17 protein-coding genes and 1 riboswitch are annotated in these 18,199 nt (G+C 61.5%); of the genes, 7 read left to right on the top strand and 10 right to left on the bottom strand.

Going from position 1 to position 18,199, the window contains the following annotated elements:
* Position 1: 1 nt before the first annotated feature.
* Positions 2 to 778, top strand: a complete 777-nt coding sequence (gene hyi / locus FDG13_RS03020; RefSeq protein ID WP_180125300.1) for a hydroxypyruvate isomerase — start codon at positions 2 to 4, stop codon at positions 776 to 778.
* 122 nt (positions 779 to 900) lie between these two features.
* Here the strand turns inward: hyi and FDG13_RS03015 are convergent, their stop codons facing one another.
* A complete protein-coding gene (locus tag FDG13_RS03015) occupies positions 901 to 1,458 on the bottom strand; it encodes a TMEM165/GDT1 family protein (protein ID WP_180125299.1) in 558 nt (185 codons plus the stop codon).
* A 1-nt stretch (position 1,459) separates the two neighbouring features.
* Positions 1,460 to 1,656, bottom strand: a riboswitch (yybP-ykoY riboswitch).
* Between the two features lie 207 nt (positions 1,657 to 1,863).
* On the opposite strand from FDG13_RS03015, the gene FDG13_RS03010 reads away from it, so the two are divergent.
* Positions 1,864 to 3,351: a Do family serine endopeptidase gene (locus tag FDG13_RS03010; RefSeq protein ID WP_255435040.1), complete on the top strand. Its 1,488-nt coding sequence runs from the start codon at positions 1,864 to 1,866 to the stop codon at positions 3,349 to 3,351.
* Positions 3,352 to 3,384: 33 nt separating this feature from the next.
* Here the strand turns inward: FDG13_RS03010 and FDG13_RS03005 are convergent, their stop codons facing one another.
* A complete protein-coding gene (locus FDG13_RS03005; protein ID WP_180125298.1) occupies positions 3,385 to 5,586 on the bottom strand; it encodes a diguanylate cyclase domain-containing protein in 2,202 nt (733 codons plus the stop codon).
* Positions 5,587 to 5,950: 364 nt separating this feature from the next.
* Here FDG13_RS03005 and FDG13_RS03000 point away from each other — a divergent pair, with 364 nt between their 5' ends.
* Together FDG13_RS03000 and FDG13_RS02995 are read left to right on the top strand one after the other, a co-directional pair.
* Positions 5,951 to 7,081, top strand: coding sequence for a patatin-like phospholipase family protein (locus FDG13_RS03000; RefSeq protein WP_180125297.1), 1,131 nt, complete (start codon positions 5,951 to 5,953; stop codon positions 7,079 to 7,081).
* 229 nt (positions 7,082 to 7,310) lie between these two features.
* Entirely contained in the window at positions 7,311 to 7,706 is a 396-nt protein-coding gene (locus tag FDG13_RS02995) for an RNA-binding protein (RefSeq protein WP_180125296.1), read from the top strand.
* Positions 7,707 to 7,782: 76 nt separating this feature from the next.
* On the opposite strand, the gene FDG13_RS02990 is transcribed toward FDG13_RS02995, so the two are convergent.
* The 4 genes from FDG13_RS02990 to FDG13_RS02975 are packed head-to-tail and all read right to left on the bottom strand — an operon-like array spanning position 7,783 to position 10,732.
* Positions 7,783 to 8,562: an SDR family oxidoreductase gene (locus FDG13_RS02990; protein WP_180125295.1), complete on the bottom strand. Its 780-nt coding sequence runs from the start codon at positions 8,560 to 8,562 to the stop codon at positions 7,783 to 7,785.
* A gap of 12 nt (positions 8,563 to 8,574) precedes the next feature.
* Entirely contained in the window at positions 8,575 to 9,189 is a 615-nt protein-coding gene (gene lptC, locus FDG13_RS02985; protein ID WP_180125294.1) for an LPS export ABC transporter periplasmic protein LptC, read from the bottom strand.
* Positions 9,186 to 9,731: an HAD family hydrolase gene (locus FDG13_RS02980; RefSeq protein WP_180125293.1), complete on the bottom strand. Its 546-nt coding sequence runs from the start codon at positions 9,729 to 9,731 to the stop codon at positions 9,186 to 9,188. The genes lptC and FDG13_RS02980 overlap by 4 nt, the downstream gene beginning before the upstream one ends.
* Positions 9,731 to 10,732: an SIS domain-containing protein gene (locus FDG13_RS02975; protein ID WP_180125292.1), complete on the bottom strand. Its 1,002-nt coding sequence runs from the start codon at positions 10,730 to 10,732 to the stop codon at positions 9,731 to 9,733. The genes FDG13_RS02980 and FDG13_RS02975 overlap by 1 nt, the downstream gene beginning before the upstream one ends.
* Positions 10,733 to 10,790: 58 nt before the next feature.
* Between FDG13_RS02975 and FDG13_RS02970 the strand changes: the two genes are divergently transcribed.
* The gene (locus tag FDG13_RS02970) at positions 10,791 to 12,776 is read left to right on the top strand and encodes a monovalent cation:proton antiporter family protein (protein ID WP_180125291.1); all 1,986 of its coding nucleotides are present in this window, start codon (positions 10,791 to 10,793) and stop codon (positions 12,774 to 12,776) included.
* 69 nt (positions 12,777 to 12,845) lie between these two features.
* A complete protein-coding gene (locus tag FDG13_RS02965; RefSeq protein WP_180125290.1) occupies positions 12,846 to 13,400 on the top strand; it encodes an adenine phosphoribosyltransferase in 555 nt (184 codons plus the stop codon).
* Positions 13,401 to 13,415: 15 nt separating this feature from the next.
* Here FDG13_RS02965 and FDG13_RS02960 read toward each other — a convergent pair whose 3' ends face one another.
* From FDG13_RS02960 to FDG13_RS02950, 3 genes are all read right to left on the bottom strand, one after another.
* Positions 13,416 to 14,117, bottom strand: coding sequence for a hypothetical protein (locus FDG13_RS02960; RefSeq protein WP_180125289.1), 702 nt, complete (start codon positions 14,115 to 14,117; stop codon positions 13,416 to 13,418).
* Positions 14,118 to 14,194: 77 nt separating this feature from the next.
* Positions 14,195 to 15,601, bottom strand: coding sequence for a tRNA uridine-5-carboxymethylaminomethyl(34) synthesis GTPase MnmE (gene mnmE, locus FDG13_RS02955; protein ID WP_370528144.1), 1,407 nt, complete (start codon positions 15,599 to 15,601; stop codon positions 14,195 to 14,197).
* 154 nt (positions 15,602 to 15,755) lie between these two features.
* A complete protein-coding gene (locus FDG13_RS02950) occupies positions 15,756 to 16,991 on the bottom strand; it encodes an HD-GYP domain-containing protein (RefSeq protein WP_180125288.1) in 1,236 nt (411 codons plus the stop codon).
* Between the two features lie 85 nt (positions 16,992 to 17,076).
* Between FDG13_RS02950 and FDG13_RS02945 the strand changes: the two genes are divergently transcribed.
* Positions 17,077 to 17,601 carry an adenylyltransferase/cytidyltransferase family protein gene (locus tag FDG13_RS02945; protein ID WP_180125287.1) on the top strand — a complete coding sequence of 175 codons (525 nt, stop codon included), beginning with the start codon at positions 17,077 to 17,079 and terminating at the stop codon, positions 17,599 to 17,601.
* A 64-nt stretch (positions 17,602 to 17,665) separates the two neighbouring features.
* On the opposite strand, the gene FDG13_RS02940 is transcribed toward FDG13_RS02945, so the two are convergent.
* The gene (locus FDG13_RS02940; protein ID WP_180125286.1) at positions 17,666 to 18,130 is read right to left on the bottom strand and encodes a cytochrome c; all 465 of its coding nucleotides are present in this window, start codon (positions 18,128 to 18,130) and stop codon (positions 17,666 to 17,668) included.
* Positions 18,131 to 18,199: the final 69 nt, after the last annotated feature.

Genomic DNA, 18,199 nt, shown 5'->3' with positions numbered 1-18,199 from the left:
CATGCCCCGATTTGCTGCCAACCTGACGTTCCTGTTCACCGAGGTGCCGTTTCTGGATCGCTTCGAGTGGGCGGCGTGTGCCGGGTTCACCGCGGTGGAGTTTTTGTTTCCGTATGCTTGGCCTGCCGCCGAGATCAAGACGCGGCTGGATGCCTTTGGCCTGCAGCTGGTGTTGCACAACCTGCCTGCGGGTGACTGGGACGCGGGTGACCGGGGCCTGGCCTGCCACCCGGGCCGCTGCGAGGCGTTTCGCGCCAGTGTGGCCACCGGTATCCGTTACGCCCAGGCGCTGGGTGTGTCACAACTCAACTGCCTGGCGGGCAAAGCGCCTGCTGGTGTGAATGAAGCGCTGGTCCATCAGACTTTGGTGGAGAACCTGCGTTACTGCGCGGGCGAGTTCAAAGCGGCTGGCCTGCGCATGCTGCTGGAGCCGATCAACACCTTTGACATGCCTGGGTTTGTGGTTAACCACACGGCACAAGCCGTGGCGCTTTTGGATGAGCTGGGTGCTGACAACGCGTTTGTCCAGTACGACATCTACCATGCCCAACGCATGGAAGGTGAGCTGGCGGCCACACTACAACGGCACCTGGCGCGCATCGGCCACATGCAGCTGGCCGACAACCCGGGCCGCCACGAACCCGGCACCGGCGAGATCAATTTCCCCTACCTGTTCAAGCACCTGGACCACATTGGCTACAGCGGCTGGATCGGCTGTGAGTACCATCCTCTGACCCAGACTGAAGCCGGGCTGGGCTGGCTGCAAAACCTCAGGTGATTTTGATTTGATAGCTGTTTGCCCTTGTTTCATAAGGGCTAGAGGCACTTTTGACGTATAAGTGGTCGGGCGGACCGGTTCGACCCGCACCCTCACTGGCTCGTCGGTTCAGCGCGCCAACATCACCCCAGCAGCGCCCACAAACCCAAGCCCGCAAAAATCAGCGCCGAGACCACATGCACCACACGCAGTGGCACCAGGCGTGTCATGCGTTCACCGAGCCAGACCACCGGCGCATTGGCCAGCATCATGCCCACCGTGGTACCGGCAATCACCCAGTAGTAGGCTTGGTACTGCGCGGCCAGCATCACCGTGGCGATCTGGGTCTTGTCGCCCATCTCGGCCAGAAAAAATGCCACCACCGTGGTGCCAAACACACCAAAACGTGGTTTGGCGGGGGCGTCGCTGTCATCGATCTTGTCGGGGATCAGCATCCAGGCAGCCATCGCGATGAACGAGCCACCCAGCACCCAGCGCAGCATGTCCGGCCCGAGCACCGTGGTGACCCAGGCTCCGGCGGCCCCGGCCAGCGCGTGGTTGGCCAGGGTGGCGACAAAAATACCCAGGACAATCGGCCAGGGCTGGCGAAAACGCGCCGCCAGAATGAGTGCCAACAGTTGGGTTTTGTCACCCATCTCGGCAAGGGCAACGATGCCGGTGGATACAAGAAAAGCTTCCATGAGGGTCTCCGGCCGGACAAACAAAACCAATGACTGCGCAGCATCCCCGGCCAAAAACGGAGGTGCGCAGCCAAAGGTCTCGCCAAAATCCTGTTGCAGGACTCTGCTTGCGCCATGTTGGCCGAAACCGGCCAGACAAGTCTGTTGACGCAAGCCCCTCTCAATGAAGAAGGGCGGCTACTCCCCAATGACAGCGCGCATTGTAGGGTTATCGCGCAGCCACCGATGTGTTGTGTCTTTTTGACCCGCCTGGCGGGCTGAATGTCCCGTTAAAAGCGCCAACTTTACGTTGGCTTCACCGCAGCGACATGACACACCGTGGGTCATGGCGGAACATCACGGGCTTTGGGTGCGGCTTGTTTTGGCGCCCTGTCTTGTCTGTACTTCACTTTGAATGGATCCACTTTGAAATTCCTGCGTTTTCTCCAACTGCGCCCATCGCGGGTGATGGCGAGTCTCGTTTTGGCGGGCTTGAGTTGTCTGGCTGTCGCCCAGAACAGCCCCGCCCAGAGCTTGCCCAGCGCTGCCCAGGCCGGACCACGCGCCACGGCACTGCCTGACATGACCAGCATCGTGGCGCAGTTTGCGCCGACCGTGGTGAACATCAGTGTGCGGGGCACACGCAAGGTGTCGACGGCGGGCGACGCCGCACAGGACCCAGGCAATGAGGCGGAAAGATCCCAGGAGGATGACGCGGTGAGTGACTTTCTGCGCGGGTTTCAGAAGCGTTTTGGTGGTTTGCCGTCGCAGTTGAACATTCCTGTGCGCGGAGAGGGTTCCGGTTTCATCGTCAGCTCGGAGGGTGTGATTCTGACCAACGCCCATGTGGTGAGTGATGCGGAAGAGGTGGTGGTCAAACTGACCGACCGCAGAGAATTCATGGCCAAGGTTCTGGGCACGGACAAGCGCACCGACATCGCCGTGCTGAAAATTGAGGCACGTGATTTGAAGGTTGCCCCCACCACGGCATCAACCCCGCCGCAGGTCGGTGAATGGGTGCTGGCCATCGGCTCTCCCTTCGGGTTCGAAAGCACGGTCACGGCGGGTGTCATCAGCGCCACCCGGCGCTCTTTGCCGGGGGACGGTTCGGTCTCGTTCATCCAGACGGATGCGGCCGTCAATCCGGGCAATTCGGGTGGGCCGCTGATCAATATGCGGGGCGAAGTCATTGGCATCAACTCGCAAATCTTCACCAAAACGGGGGGTTACCAGGGTTTGTCCTTTGCCATTCCGATGGCGGTAGCGCAGCGTATCCAACAGCAGATCCTGAGTACCGGCAAGGTACGCCACGCCAAGCTGGGGGTGGAGGTGCAGGATGTCAACCAAACACTGGCGGAAGCTTTCAAACTGGGCAAACCGGCCGGAGCGCTGGTGCTCAATGTGGAAAAAGGCAGCGCGGCCGAACGGGCGGGTCTGCAGGACAGCGATGTTGTGCTGGCGGTCAACGGCAAGGTGATCGAGTTTTCGGGCGACCTCTCTGCCAGCGTGAGTTTGGCGCAGCCAGGTGACCGTTTGGAACTGAACGTGTGGCGCAAGGGCGCCACGCGCACGATGCAGGTCCAGCTGGGTGATGCGACCGTGCCGGTGACCCAGCCGGTAGCCACTGCCACCGTCGCATCCAGACCGGTGGACCGGCTCGGTCTGCTGTTGCGTCAGCCGAAAGTAGCTGACAAACCCGGCCCCACCAGCGATGCGGGCTTGCTGATTGAGGGTGTGGCCGCTGCGGCTGACCGGGCAGGTGTTCAACCCGGTGATCTGCTGCTGGCGATCAATGGCCAGACCGTGAGCACGTTGGCCCAGGTCGACACGGCGGTGCAGCAGGCTGGCAAGTCGGTGGCACTGCTGGTGCTGCGCGATGGTGTCAAGATCTACCTGGCACTCAGGCTGGCTTGAGCGTCGCAGCGGGCCGCGCTTTCAAATCCTGCGTCAAGGCGCCTCAAAAAACCGCACCCGGTTGCGACCTTCGCCCTTGGCCTGGTACATCGCGACATCTGCCCGATGCAATATCTGCGCCTGGCTGGTGTCGCGGTGTGAGAACAGGGTGACACCGATGCTGGCCGTGCAGCGGTGTCCCACATCGCAGGTCTGATCACCGGTGTCGCAGAAGATCAGCACATAAGGCTCGGCCAAGCTTGTCAGTATCTTGCCCGCAACGACCTGGGCTTGCGCTGTGGAGGCACCAGCATCCACCGCCAAGTCGGTCAGCATGACCACAAACTCGTCACCTCCGATGCGTGCCACGGTGTCGACCTCGCGCACGCAGGCTTTCAGGCGCCGCGCCAGCTCACTCAACAACATGTCACCCAACTCGTGGCCATGCCGGTCATTGATCGGTTTGAAGTTGTCCAGGTCGATGTACATCATGGCGCCATAACAGCCGCTGCGTCGGCTTGCGGTGATGGCTTGGGCCAGCCGGTCGGTCAGCAGTCGCCGGTTGGGCAGCTGTGTCAGTGCGTCGTAAAAAGCCATGTGTCTGACCTGCTGCTCCATCTCATGGCGGTCGGTCACATCCTCAAACACCACATAGGCTTGGGCCAGCTTGCCGTCTTTGAACAAGGGCATGGCACTGACCAGCAGCCAGACGTAATCGCGTTCAGGCACGGCAATACCCATGATCACGTTGCGTACCGGTTGGCCGGTCCTGAGCGCCCTAGATATGGGGTGTTGTTCACCGGGGAAATCACTGCCGTCTTCGTGGATGGCGCGCCAGCGCGGGTCGGTGCAGGTGGTGCCTTGCAACTGGTCCAGCGTCAGGCCCAGCAGCCGCTGCGCCGCCGGGTTGGCCGAGGTGATGACGCCGTCGAGGTTCTGGTACAAAACGCCGGTGGGCAGGGTTTCGAACAAGGTGCGGAACATGTCTTCGCTGGCCCGCAAAGCGTCCTGGGTGGCCTTTTGATCCAGCGCAATGCTGACCAGGTGGGCAGACTGCTCGATCAGGGCAATGTCATGGGGCGCTGGCGAATTGACCTGGCGGTGGTAAATGGCGAAGGTGCCCAGCACCCGCCCGCTGGAGGACCGCACCGGCTGCGACCAGCAGGCACGCAGTCCCGCTTGCAAAGCCAGTGCCTTGTAGTTGGCCCAGTAGGGGTGGGTGGCGATGTCCTCCACAATGACACGTTGACCGGTGGCAGCGGCCGTGCCACACGAGCCTTGGCCAACACCAATGACCAGGCCCACCAGGGCCTGGTTGTAGAAATCGGGCAGGCTCGGTGCGATAGAGCACTCCAAATGCCGTCCCTGGATGTCGAGCAGAACAATGCTGCACAGCATGGCGGGGTGCAGCTGCTCCACGCCCAGCACCATCGCGCGCAACACATCTGGCAGCCTGGCATCTCCGGTCATCAGCTCCAGGATATGGCCGCGAAACTGCTCCCGGCGTTCGGTCAGCTTGGTGGCGCTGATATCGGTGCAGGTGATCACCGCCCCACCGTGGGTATGCAGGTGCAAAGGCCGCACCACCATGCAGAACCAGCGCTGCTGGTCGGGCGAATCGGTGGGGTAGTCCAGACAGAAGTGGGTTGATCGGCCAGCCAGCACGGCCTCAACACCCTCGCGCACCTGCCCCAAAGTCGGGTTGTCGCTGGTGTAGGTGACGCCACAGGCTTGCAGATAGTTGGCGCCGATGGTGGTGTGTGGCCCAGCTTGGTCGGACGCAGGCCTGTGGTCCGGCGCAAAACGCCGCCATTGTTCATTCACCGCCAGGATGCTGCCATGGTGATCAATCACCGCCACCCCGGCCGCCACCGAATCCAGAATCAGACTTTTAAAAGCCTCGCTGTTTTCCTCGGCGTGCTGCACGGCAGGCTCGACCACAGGGACAAGCCCAGTGGTGGCTGCCCGCCGACGCGCCAGCAGCCCGCTGGCAGCCACTGAAAAAAAAGCGGCCAGCACGGTGCCCAACAGCACATAAATCACACCATCACGAGTCAGCTGCGCCAGGTGCGCCTGCAAGGCCGCATCAGCCAAAGCCGCAGTCTGGCTGGGCTGAACGGCAAGCAGTGCTTCCTGCTGGCGGCGTGTCAGATCCCAGACCAAGGCTGACAGCGTCAGGGCGACGCACAGCACCGTGCCGCTCACCAGTTGACGGCGCAAACTGCCCAGCAGCAGGTGGTGCAGGAAGTGGCGCATCAGCGGCTTTCAATCGGCCGCATGGCCAAAGCAAATGCTCCGACATTGCGGGCCACCCCATCAGAAAGGGGCTGGCAGGAACACAGCAAAACTGCCATCAGCGCTGCGCCCCCTTTGACCAGTTGTTGCAAGTCTTTCATGTGCCCTCACCTGCCGGTTTTGTCAACCCTACTCGTCTGTTACAACTTTAGCACCGCTGCCTGGATTGCGAAAGTAATCGCAGGCCTACTATGTGAAAAATACCCTTCAGGCCCTTATCAATAAAGGGATATTAGCTTTGCATTTGATAGCGTTTTGACGTGTTGTCGGTGGGCTCGCCAAGCTGTCTGGCAGGGGAGCGTTGGGGTGCTGCTAAGCTCAAGCCATGTACACGCATCCTGATCACCCGCCCGCAGTTGGGGCACACACACACCGCATCAACCTGGGTCTGCAAGGCGGCGGCTCACACGGTGCCTTCACCTGGGGGGTGCTGGATGTGCTGTTGCAAGACCCGCGCATCGACATCGAAGGCATCAGCGGCACCAGCGCTGGCGCCATGAACGCTGTGGCCCTGGCGCACGGCCTGGCGCAGGCTCAAGGGCGATCCCGTGTGACGGCGCGTGAAGCCGCGCGCGAGTCGCTGGCCAATTTCTGGAACGGCATCGTGGCCATGGGCGCCCTCAGCCAGGCGCAGCGTGCGCCGTTTGACTTGATGTTCGGTTTGACAGGGCTGGACAGCTCTCCCACCGGACAATGGGCTGACGCGATGGCGCGCGCCTGGTCGGGGTCAATGTCGCCTTATCAGAGCAATCCGCTAGACATCAATCCGCTGAAGGATTTTGTCGAGCGTCAGATTGATTTTGAACGACTGGCCGCGTTCAAGGATCTCAAGGTGTTTGTGGTGGCCACCAAGGTGAGCACAGGGAAGGCCGAGGTGTTTTCGGGTGAACGCCTCACCGCCAGCGCGGTGATGGCCTCGGCCTGTCTGCCCATGATGTTTCAGGCGGTGGAGATTGACGGCGAGTTTTACTGGGACGGTGGCTACGTTGGCAACCCGGCGATTCACCCCCTGATCTACCAATGCGCCAGCCGCGACATTGTGCTGGTGCAGATCAATCCGATCCGGCGCGACAAATTGCCCACCAGCGCGGTGGACATCATGGATCGGCTCAACGAAATCACTTTCAACGCCGCGCTGATGGCTGAAATGCGCGCAATCGACTTTGTCAAGCGCCTGCTCAAGGAAGGCAAACTCAACCCTGACCATTACAAGGATGTGTTGCTGCACCGCATTGACGGTGGTGAGGTGTTGGAGCAGCTTGGCGCAGCCACCAAGCTGGCAACCGATGCGCCGCTGATCAACGCTCTGCACGATCTGGGACAAAGCCACGCCCGCCAATGGCTGGCCCAGCACGTCGGTGACCTGGGTGTGCGCTCGGGTGTCAACATCGCCCAGGACTACCTGGATGACCTGCGTGTGCCGGTGCGCCAGGAGCGGCGTGCGCAAGCCGGGTGAACCCTAGGACAGTGGTATCTGGACGACAGATTCATGCCATTTTCAACAGGGATGAAAAAATAGTTTGAAAAACGGGAACTTGACGTATCATCGTCGCCATATTGCTCCTACATGGAGTGGTATGGGTTTGCGGTGAATGCCAGTTACGCGTCTTCTCTAAGTCTCCAGAGGTTTGGTTGCAGCGGTCATGGACTCCATCGCGTTTTGAGTTATTTTGAGGAGTCCTTTCATGGGCAACAAACTTTACGTCGGCAATCTGCCATATTCCTTCCGTGACGATGACCTGCAACAGGCATTCTCCCAACACGGTTCCGTTACCAGCGCCAAAGTCATGATGGAACGTGACACCGGCCGCTCCAAAGGTTTCGGTTTCGTTGAAATGGGCAGCGATGCTGAAGCACAAACAGCCATCAACGCCATGAACGGCCAACAGTTCGGTGGTCGTGGCCTCGTGGTCAATGAAGCCCGTCCGATGGAACCCCGTGCTCCCCGCTCTGGTGGCGGCGGCTTCGGTGGTGGCGGCGGCGGTGGCGGCTACGGTGGTGGCGGTCGCTCTGGCGGCGGCGGTGGTGGTTACGGCGGCGGTGGTGGCGGCGGTTACGGCGGTGGCCGTAGCAGCTACTAAGCACATACTGCTTGACTCAGACTTCGGTCTGACAAAAAAGGGTCCCTCGGGACCCTTTTTGTTTTGGCGGCTAAATTCAGTTGTCGTTGTTGCTGCGTGGTTTGCGCGGGCGCCCGGCGAAAGCCTTGTCAAACAAGGCGTTGGGTAGCAGGCGCAGCACCTTCGCCACCACACCCATTTGCCACGGGATCACCCGGTAGCTGCAACCCGCCTGGATGGCTTTGAACGCTTTGTCTGCAAAAGCCTCTGCTTGCATCAAAAAGGGCATGGTGTAGCCGTTGTTTTGTGTCAGTGGTGTGGCGACGTAGCCCGGGCACAGGGTCACGACCTTGACGCCTGTGTTGCGCAACTCACCGCGCAGGCTTTCGCAATAACTGATGACCGCCGCTTTGCTCGCGCAGTAACCCCCGTGGCCGGGCAGGCCCCGGATGCCAGCCACACTGCCAATGCCCACCAAGGTGCCTGAACCGCGCGCCACCATGGCGGGGATGAACGGCCCGAGGGTGGCGGCTGTTCCCATCACGTTGGTGGCCAGAATGCGCGCCATGACCTCCAGGTCTTCGGGGCGTGACGAATCAACACCGATGCTGATGCCTGCATTGGCAATCACCACATCAGGCACACCCTGGCGCGCCATGCACGCTTGTGCCATGTGCTGCATCGCCTGGGTATCTGTTACATCGGTACTATATATTTGATATCTATCTGCGCTTATTCCATAAGGGCTAAGCCATGATTTGATGCTATCCCCGCGGCGAGCAACCAGGGCCAGCTGCCAGCCCTGACGGGCGTAGTGCAGGGCCAAGGCTTGCCCCAAACCGCTGGAGGCGCCGGTGATCAGGACGAGAGGTGCCATGTGGGTATTTAATTAGCGTTTGGGGCTGGGAATCAGCACACCTTTGACACGGCCGTCGAGTTGAATCACACGCGTTTGGTTGTCGTAGGCCATGTTGTCGGCGGTGAAGGTGTCCGGCCCCCGTGTCAGGACAACTGGTTGGTTCGAGCTGACCTGCTCGGTGTTGATGAACGCATGCAAATACTCGCCGCTGAATGTCAGCTCAGGTTGCTCCTTGCCGGTGGCGCTCACGGTGGCGGCTCGCAGCACCTTGGCGTTGCCGATCAGGGTGACTTCGGAGCCGTCCTCATTGCTCAGTGCACTGCGGGCAGTGGCTGTGGTCAAACGCCCCTCCTGATCAAAAGAACGGATGATCACCTGGTCGATCTCCAGGGTGTCGGTATCGGGATAGTGCCGCGCTTCGGTCCCTTTGACTTCGCTCTTGAGCTGTCCTGTGACATCAAAGGTCTTGACAGAAAACTTGCGCATGAAATAGTCGGGCTGATGCTGGGGAGCTGTGGCCTCGGCAACGGCGCCGGTGCTGGGTGTGCTGCGCACCAGCCAGTAGGTGGCTCCCGCCAGCAGCCCCATCAGCAGCACCGGCAGGTACAAGGCCAAACGGTCCCAGGCCCAGCGCAGCCTGTTCATGGCAAATAGGCTTGCAGCAGCTGGGCATACCGCCCACTGGCGACCAGCAACAGGTCACACAGCTCGCGCACCGCCCCGTCGCCGCCGCGCAGGCGTGTGACGTAATGTGCCCGTGCGCTCACCTCAGCCTGGGCGTTGGCAGGGGCACAAGCCAGGGCACAACGCGTCAACACTGGCAGGTCTGGCCAGTCGTCACCCATGGCGGCGGCTTGTGTCCAGTCCAGCCCCAGGGTCTGCAGGATGGCTTCGGCGGCAGGGCGTTTGTCCTCTGTGCCAAAAACCGCATGTTCGATGCCCAGTGCGGCCAGTCGCAGGCGCAAGGGTTTGGAGTCGCGCCCGGTGATCACCGCCGGGGTGATGCCTGCGCGCTGCAGCAGCTTGAGGCCATGGCCATCGAGCGTGTTGAAACGTTTGAGGGTTTCACCGCCTTCAGAAAAATACAGGCCGCCGTCGGTCAGCACACCATCCACATCCAGAAATACCACGCGGATGCCTTGGGCCTGGAGCAGCAGTTCGGGCGAAAAGTTCAGGACAGGTGCCATCAGATCACCTTGGCCCGCATCAGGTCGTTGAAATTGAGCATGCCGCACAGTTGGCCCGCAGCGTCAAGCACCAGCACACTGGTGATGCGACGCAACTCCATCAGCTCGGCGGCCTCCACCGCCAGTGCATCCACACTGACCGTCTGCGGGTTGAGGTGCATCACCTGCCCAGCGCTGGTCTGACGTAAATCGATGCCCTTTTCCACTAGGCGGCGCAGGTCGCCGTCGGTGAAGATGCCACGTACCTGGCCGGCCTCGTCAATCACAGTGGAGGCGCCCAAGCCCTTGGCGCTCATCTCGCGCATCAGCTCGCTGAAACTGGCGTCCAGCCCGACCCGTGGAATTTGCTCACCGGTGCGCATCACATCACGCACATGGGTCAGTAACTTGCGCCCCAGTGCACCACCGGGGTGGGAGCGGGCAAAGTCCTCGGCTTTGAAGCCGCGCGCGTCCAGCAGCGCCACGGCCAGTGCATCACCCAGCGCCAACTGGGCGGTGGTGCTGGCGGTGGGGGCCAGGTTCAGCGGGCAGGCTTCCTTTTCAACACCGCTGTTCAAAAAAACGGTGGCATGGCGTGCCAGCGTCGAGGTCGGGTTGCCAGTCATGGCCAGCAAGGGGATGCTCAGGCGCTTGATCATCGGCAGGATCACGTTGAGCTCGTCGGACTCACCACTGTTGGAAATGGCCAGCACCACATCCAGCGGCTGGATCATGCCCAGGTCACCGTGGCTGGCCTCGGCCGGGTGCACAAACATGGCTGGTGTGCCGGTGGAGGCCAGTGTGGCCACAATCTTGCGCCCAATGTGGCCACTTTTACCCATGCCCATGACCACCACTCGTCCGGGGCTGGCCAGCACCAGTTGGACCGCTTTGACAAAGTTGTCACCCAGATGTTGCTTGAGGCGCAGCATCGCTGCCGCCTCCACATCCAGGGTGTCTCGGGCCAGCATCAGAACGCGGTCAGCGTCAAAAGATGGCGCAGAGGTGGGCAGGTTTTTCATAGCCGCATTTTATCGGCCAGCCAGGGTTCATCCCAAAATCGCTTGTTAGTATCCAGGGGTGAATCCGCTTGATCTAACCCTTCTTTACCTGTTGGCCGCCGTGCTCGGTGTGGTGGTGTGCCGTTCCCTGAAACTGCCGCCCATGCTGGGTTATCTGGCTGTGGGGGTGGTGATCGGTCCGAATGCGCTGGCATTGGCCAAAAATGCCGACGGTGTGCGCCACCTGGGTGAGTTTGGCGTGGTGTTCCTGATGTTTGTGATCGGCTTGGAGTTCAACCTGCCCAAATTGCGCACCATGCGCCAGCATGTGTTTGGTCTGGGCATGTTCCAGGTGACACTGACCATCCTGGTCACCACTGCGGCCAGCATGGTGTTGGCGACGCTGGCGCCCAGCCAGTGGGGGATGGACTGGAAAACAGCCCTGGCCCTGTCGAGTGCGATGGCCATGAGCAGCACCGCGATTGTGGTCAAGCTGATGTCCGAACGCATCGAAATGGAGAGCGAACATGGCAAGCGGATCATGGGGGTGCTGCTGTTCCAGGACTTGGCGGTGGTACCCCTGCTGGTGCTGATTCCGGCGTTAAGCGCCTCGCCCGAACAGATGGCGGAGACCATGACCTGGGCGCTGTTCAAGGCCGGGGTTCTGATCACCCTGTTGCTGGTGGGCGGGCCGCGTGTGATGCGCTGGTGGTTGACCCAGGTGGCACGGCGCAAGAGTGAAGAGTTATTTGTGCTGAACCTGCTGCTGGTCACGCTGGGCCTGGCCTGGCTGACCGAGCTGGCGGGTCTGAGCCTGGCCCTGGGGGCATTCATCGCGGGCATGTTGATCTCGGAGACGCAGTACAAGCACCAGGTGGAGACCGACATCCGCCCCTTCCACGATGTGCTGCTGGGCCTGTTTTTCATCAGCATCGGCATGATGCTGGACTGGCGCCTGGTGCTGGAGCGCTGGCCACTGGTGCTGATTCTGGTGACCCTGCCGGTGTTATTCAAGGCCGCGATGATCACTCTGATCACCAAAGGTTTTGGTGCCAGCGCCGGGGTGTCGTTGCGCACCGGCCTGTACCTAGCGCAAGCCGGTGAGTTCGGTTTTGTGCTGCTGACACTGGCGCAAAACAACAACCTGGTGCCGCCGGAGCTGCTCAACCCGATTCTGGCCGCCATGGTGTTATCGATGCTGGCCACACCCTTCATCATCATGCGCAGCAGCGCCATCGTGATGCGCCTGGTTAGCAACGAATGGTTGATGGAGTCGGTGCAGATGACCACCATCGCCCGCAAAGCCATCAAGGCCAACAAACACGTCATCATCTGCGGCTACGGCCGCTGTGGCCAGAATCTGGCGCGTATGCTCGACAAGGAGCACATCGCCTACATGGCGCTTGACCTGGACCCGGACCGGGTGCGTCAAGCCGCAGCGGCGGGGGATTCGGTGGTGTTTGGGGACGCCGGGCGATTGCAAGCCTTGATGGCTGCCGGCCTGGCGCGTGCCAGCGCGGTGGTGGTGACCTATCTGGAAACCGCCAGTGCCCTCAAGGTGCTGTCCCACATTCAGGAGCATGCACCGCAGGTGCCGGTGGTGATCCGCACCCAGGACGACCACGACCTGGAACTGTTGCAAAAAGCCGGTGCCACCGAGGTGGTGCCCGAAACCATCGAAGGCTCACTGATGTTGGCCAGCCACGCGCTGGCGCTGGTGGGTGTGCCGATGCGCCGGGTGATCCGCATCGTGCGCGAGCAGCGTGACGCCCGCTACAGCCTGCTGCGTGGTTTCTTCCGGGGTGCCGACGATGGGGATGCTGATGAAGCGCAGCTGGAGCGCCTGAGCACTCTGCAGCTGCCTGTGCACGCCAAAGCCATCGGCCAGAAGGTGGGTGACTTGTCGCTGGATGTGCTTGACACCCGGCTGGTGAGTCTGCGTCGCCAGTCCGGGCAGATCATGCCCCTCACCGATGAACTGGTGTTGGTGGCGGGTGACACCCTGGTGATTTCCGGCAAGGCCGACGCCATCAGCCAGACCGAGTTGAGATTGCTCAAAGGTTGATGTTCCCCAAACCGGCGTGGCCACAGCGCCATGCACAATAGCGTCTGATCTTCCAACTCTGCCTTTTTTATGTACAACACCAGCGTCAACCAATACCTTCGTGAGCACATCCGCACCGTGATGGACTGGCCGGCACCCGGCGTGCAGTTTCGCGACATCACGCCGCTGCTGCAGGACGCCAAGGTGTTCAGGGTGCTGATCGACGCCTTTGTGCATCGCTACATGGACCCGAGCATGCGCCCTGATGTGGTGGCCGGGCTCGACGCGCGCGGCTTCATCATTGGTTCGGTGATTGCCTACGAGCTGGGTGTCGGGTTCGTGCCGATCCGCAAAAAAGGCAAGCTGCCCTTCACCACGGTGGAAGAAACCTACGAACTGGAATACGGCAGCGCCACCGTGGAGTTGCACGTGGATGCGGTCAAGGTTGGCCACCGGGTGCTGCTGATCGACGACCTGATTGCCACCGGCGGCACCATGATGGCCGGCAAAAAACTGCTGGAAAAACTCGGTGCCGAGGTCATGGAAGGCGCCGCCATTGTGGATCTGCCTGAACTGGGCGGATCGGCCAAGCTGCGTGCCAACGGTTTGCCGTTGTTCACCCTGGTCGATTTCGAGGGTTTGTAAGCCCCCTGGGCGGGTTTACAGCCCGCCGAATTGGGTGCGGCTCAAGGGTGAGGCCGCATCGTCCGGCTCCAGCAGCTGGGTGTCTTCATAACCGGGTGGTGGCGCTGGTTTGCGCGGTCCCGAGGTCAACACTTCTCCGGGTTTGACGTCTGCGGGTGTGCCAGGTGAGGCCTCTGAGATGGCTTTTTTGAAGGCCAACACCTCGTCGTTGTCGATTGGATCAAAGCCTGGACGTGCTGGTTTGGCCGGGGTAGCTGCCGCCGTGGGCCGGGCGGGCTCCCGTGTCGGCTCCTCTCTGAGTCGAGCCGCCTCAGCCGCCGTGTGGGGCACCAGCCGCCAGTACACCGCCTTGACTTGCAGGTCGTAACGCTGCGCAGCCGTCATGGCCATCAGCTGCTCTACCGCATTCCAGCGGCTTGGGGCCAGCACCTGGTCACCCATCAAGTCGATCATCACGAGAAACTGGCGGCCCCGTGCGTCGAGTGACAGCACTTTGAACTTGTAGTGCGAGGCCAGCACCTCGCTGCGCAACATGACATTGCGCACCACGTCGTACAGGTTTTCACGCCGTTCGTGGCGCTGGTGTTTGAGGTCGGCCAGAGGATCGACCGAGTTCGGTCCGGGCACGGATCTGGGTGCTGCGCTCTTGGTAGCGGCGGGCGCATCTGCGGCGGGCTCTGGCGCTGACTTGGCAAACAACCAACTGAATACGGACATGGTGAACCTCTTGAGCAGTCGAGCCGATAGGAATGGGCATTCTCGGTCAGTCCGCTGTTTGGCAGCCTGACGCCCGGTTATTTTCCAATGCAAAAACTCGAAAAAATGACACCCAACAAATCATCGGCACTGAATTCTCCGGTGATGCTGTTGAGGGCATTTTGTGCCAGCCGCAGTTCTTCGGCCAGCACATCCAGCGCCTGGGCTTGCTGGGCCAGGTGTTGGTCGCACAGTTCCAGATGGTCTTGCACCTGCTGCAAGGCCTGAACATGGCGCGCCCGGGCGGTGAACAGACCCTCGGCGCCGGGTTGCCAGTCGGCCAGGGCCAGCAACTGCTGGCGCAGCGCATCGAGCCCGGCACCGGTTTTGGCCGACAGCGCGATGCCGTGCGCGGGCGCCTTGTCGGGTGCGCTGTCGAGCTTGTTCCAGACATCGATCACCGTCACAGTGTGTGGCAGTTTTTCGGTCATAGCCCTTGTGATGTCTGCATCAACAGCTCTGTATTCCGTAGCGTCCACGCGGGTAAGGTCGTGCAGGAACAAGACCGCATCGGCCTCACCAATGGCGTGCCAGGCGCGCTCAATCCCGATTTTTTCGACCTCGTCGTCACTCTCGCGCAGCCCGGCGGTGTCGATCACATGCAAGGGCACGCCGTCGATCTGGATGGTTTGCTGCACCTTGTCGCGTGTGGTGCCCGCCACAGCGGTGACAATGGCCAGCTCGGCACCGGCCAGGGCATTGAGCAGGGAGGACTTGCCAGCGTTGGGTTGCCCGGCAATCACCACCTTGATGCCCTCGCGCAACAGGGCGCCCTGGCGCGTTTTGGCCAACACCTGGGTCAAACGCTGTTGCAGTTGTGTGAGCTGCCCCTGCGCGTCCGATTGGCGCAGGAAGTCAATTTCTTCTTCAGGGAAGTCGAGCGTGGCCTCCACCAGCATGCGCAGGTGGATCAGCGCGTCACGCAGTTGGTGGATCTCGTGTGAGAAAGCCCCGGCCAGCGAGCGGCTGGCGCTGCGCGCGGCAGCTTCGGTGCTGGCGTCGATCAGGTCGGCAATCGCCTCAGCCTGGGCCAGGTCGATCTTGTCGTTGAGGAAAGCGCGCTCGGAAAATTCACCCGGCAGCGCCAGGCGCAGATGCGCCAGCGTGGGCTGGCCGTCGGGCTGCGGCTTTGCGGCGGCTTCCAGGCAGCGTGCCAGCAGCAGCTGCAACACCACCGGGCCACCATGCGCCTGCAGCTCCAGCACATCCTCGCCGGTGAAAGAGTGAGGGGCCGGAAAGTACAGCGCCAGCCCGTGGTCAATCGCCACATCCTGGCCGTCCAAAAAACCGGTGTACATCGCCTCGCGCGGGCGCAGGGCTTTGCCACACAGGGCCAACACCAGCGGCTGCAGACCGCGCCCGCTGACGCGCACGATGCCCACCGCACCCCGGCCCGGGGCGGTGGCAATGGCGGCAATCGGGTCCTGGTGGCGTGGCAGGGTCACGGTGGGTTCTTTCTTTGGGGGATGGCCGCTGGGCCAAGGGGCCTGAAGTGTACGGTCTTTACAAGCCTTTTGAGGCCTTGGCCCTTGTTGGTCAAGCGGCAATAGCTATGTTTTCAGGAGTATTTGGTCCGCAACGCGGCAAGCCGCCGGCCATTTACCAGGGGCGTTCTGCCATCACCTGGCGTGTCAGGGACATCAGCCGCTCCAGGGTGTGGGTGACCTTGACATCGCGAAAGGGCACACTGCTGGTGATGCGGTACTCGGCCTGGCTGGTGTCGCGCACAATCGGTTCACCCGTGGGCATGCCGTGCCGGTTGATCAGCACCGCCACCTTGGGCATGGTGGTGTTGAGGCCGCGCTTGATGACCAGCGCCACCTCCTGCGAGGTCAGTTTGACGTAGGTGCCAGGGGAATAAATGCCCACGGCCTTGATCAGCGCGGCACCGGCCTCGTCGATCTGCTTGTTTTCATCAAAATAACAAGATTGCATGGCCACGCCGGGGGCTTCAGGTGCACGCGTCACGCGCGGCGACATGCGGGCCGCAAACATGTCGGCACGCTGGATCAGGCGCGCCAGGCGCTGGCCGTCGCTGCGTGGCGCCAGCGGTCCAGGGGATTTGGTGCCGTGGTTGAGCACCGCCTCCAGCCACAGTGCATCGGACACCCCCATTTGTTGCAGCAGGTCCACCGAACGGGGGGCGTGTGTCTGGATGTGTTTCAACTGCGTCGGGTTGGGCGGTTCTTTTTGCGCGGCCAGCCGGTCCTGCAACTCGGTCATGCTGATGTTCATGGTCAGCGCCGCACTGCTCAGTGCTCGCACCTGGGCGGCGGGCCAACGCAGCACATCACGTGCGGCCAGGCAACACATCACACTGACCAGCATCGCGTGGGTGGCGCTGTAGTGGCGAATTTCGCTGCCCGAGAGGTGGATCAGCGCAAACAAGGCCCCGTCAGGGTTGCGCTGGGTTTCGCGCTCCAGATCGGTTTGCAAGCGCTCCAGCCGTGGCAGAAAGGTGTCGCCCTGGTGGTCGCGCAGCAAGGCGTGCGCCTGGTGTTGCAGGTAGAGCCAGTCGGCCTCGTCGTTGTCGATGTCGATGCTCTTGTTGCGCTTGGCGTCATAAGGGGACACCTGGACCTCGGCAATTTGCCCCAGCGACCTGTCCTCCAGCACCAGGTTGTTGAGCCGGTTGACGTAGCCCCGGCGCAGGTTGTCGGTCTGGTCTGCGTCGATGTAGATCTGGCTACGCTGGCCAACCATCACTTCCAGCTCCTGGCGACTACCCACCATGTAGCCCGGGCTGGCCAGCAATACGCCGTTCTGGTCGAGCAGCGCACAGGGCAGAGGTTGGCCGACAAGGATCGAATCGGTGGTGACAGGGACCAGGTTCATAGCGACTTTGATTATGCCCAGCAGGCCACATTGGCGCAGGTGCCGGGAGCATAAACCAGAGTCTGTGCCTGATAGCATCCAATACATGCCACAAACCCATTCTGTTCCTGCCTTTGACGATGCCCTGGCGAGCGGGGCATTGACCCAAAAACTGTGCCGACCCGACCAGCTGTTGCCGTGTCTGGCGCGATTGCCACGCCCGCTGGTGTTCACCAACGGGGTGTTCGACGTGTTGCACCGCGGCCATGTGATGTACCTGGAGCAGGCGTGTGCGCTGGGCGGCAGCCTGGTGGTGGCGCTCAACACCGACGCCTCGGCCAAACGGCTCGGCAAAGGCCCGGACCGCCCGCTTAACAACGAGGTGGACCGCGCCTGTGTTATCGCGGCGCTGGCCAGCAGCTCGCTGGTAACCTGGTTTGACGAAGACACCCCGCTGGAACTGATTCGGCTGGTGCGCCCCGACATCCTGGTCAAGGGCGGTGACTACGACATGGAGACACTGGCCGAGACCCAGGTGGTGAAAGCTTATGGCGGGAGGGCGCTGGCGCTGCCTTTTGTGCACGGCTACTCCACCACCGCGCTCGTGAAGAAAATCAGAAGTTCATCGTAAAAAGTGCTTCTATCCCTTATTTATAAAGGGCTGGTAGCTACTTATTGGATAGCTGATGGGTGTATCAGCGCTCGTTGCGAAACTGTTGGTGGCAGCTTTTGCAGCTTTTTTCCACTTCATTGACGGCCGCGCTAATGCTTGGCAGGTCCGCGCTGCCAGCCACCGCCACCAGTTGGTCAACACTGGCCAGGTACTTGTCCTGTGCCTGTTTGAACTCGGTCGGCTGGCTCCAGACTTCAGGTTTGGCACGGGTGGGTGGGTAGTTGCCATCGGCCGTGAAAAAAGCCCAGGGTTGGCCGGACAAGTCTCTGAGCGCCTGGGCACCCTCGACAAAGACCGGTTTGACGTAGTCCTTATGGCCACGCGCGACCAGGCCCAAAGGCTCCAGCGTCTGGGTCATTTTTTTGAACACGGCGACACGTTGGCTGACGAGTTGTTGTGGATGGGTGTCTTTGGCCGCGTCGCTGCAGGCACCCAGCAACAGGGTGCAAGCCAGCAGAGACAGCGTGATGGGGAAGTGGTTTGACATGAAGGTGTGTCGACAGAGGTTGGGAAACAGAGCAGGCGCCAGTCGGCGAAGGCCGCTGGCGCCGCTGGT

Source organism: Rhodoferax sp. BLA1 (assembly GCF_013416775.1).
Taxonomy (GTDB): Bacteria; Pseudomonadota; Gammaproteobacteria; order Burkholderiales; family Burkholderiaceae_C; genus Rhodoferax.
This window is presented reverse-complemented; position numbering and strand designations above follow the sequence as displayed.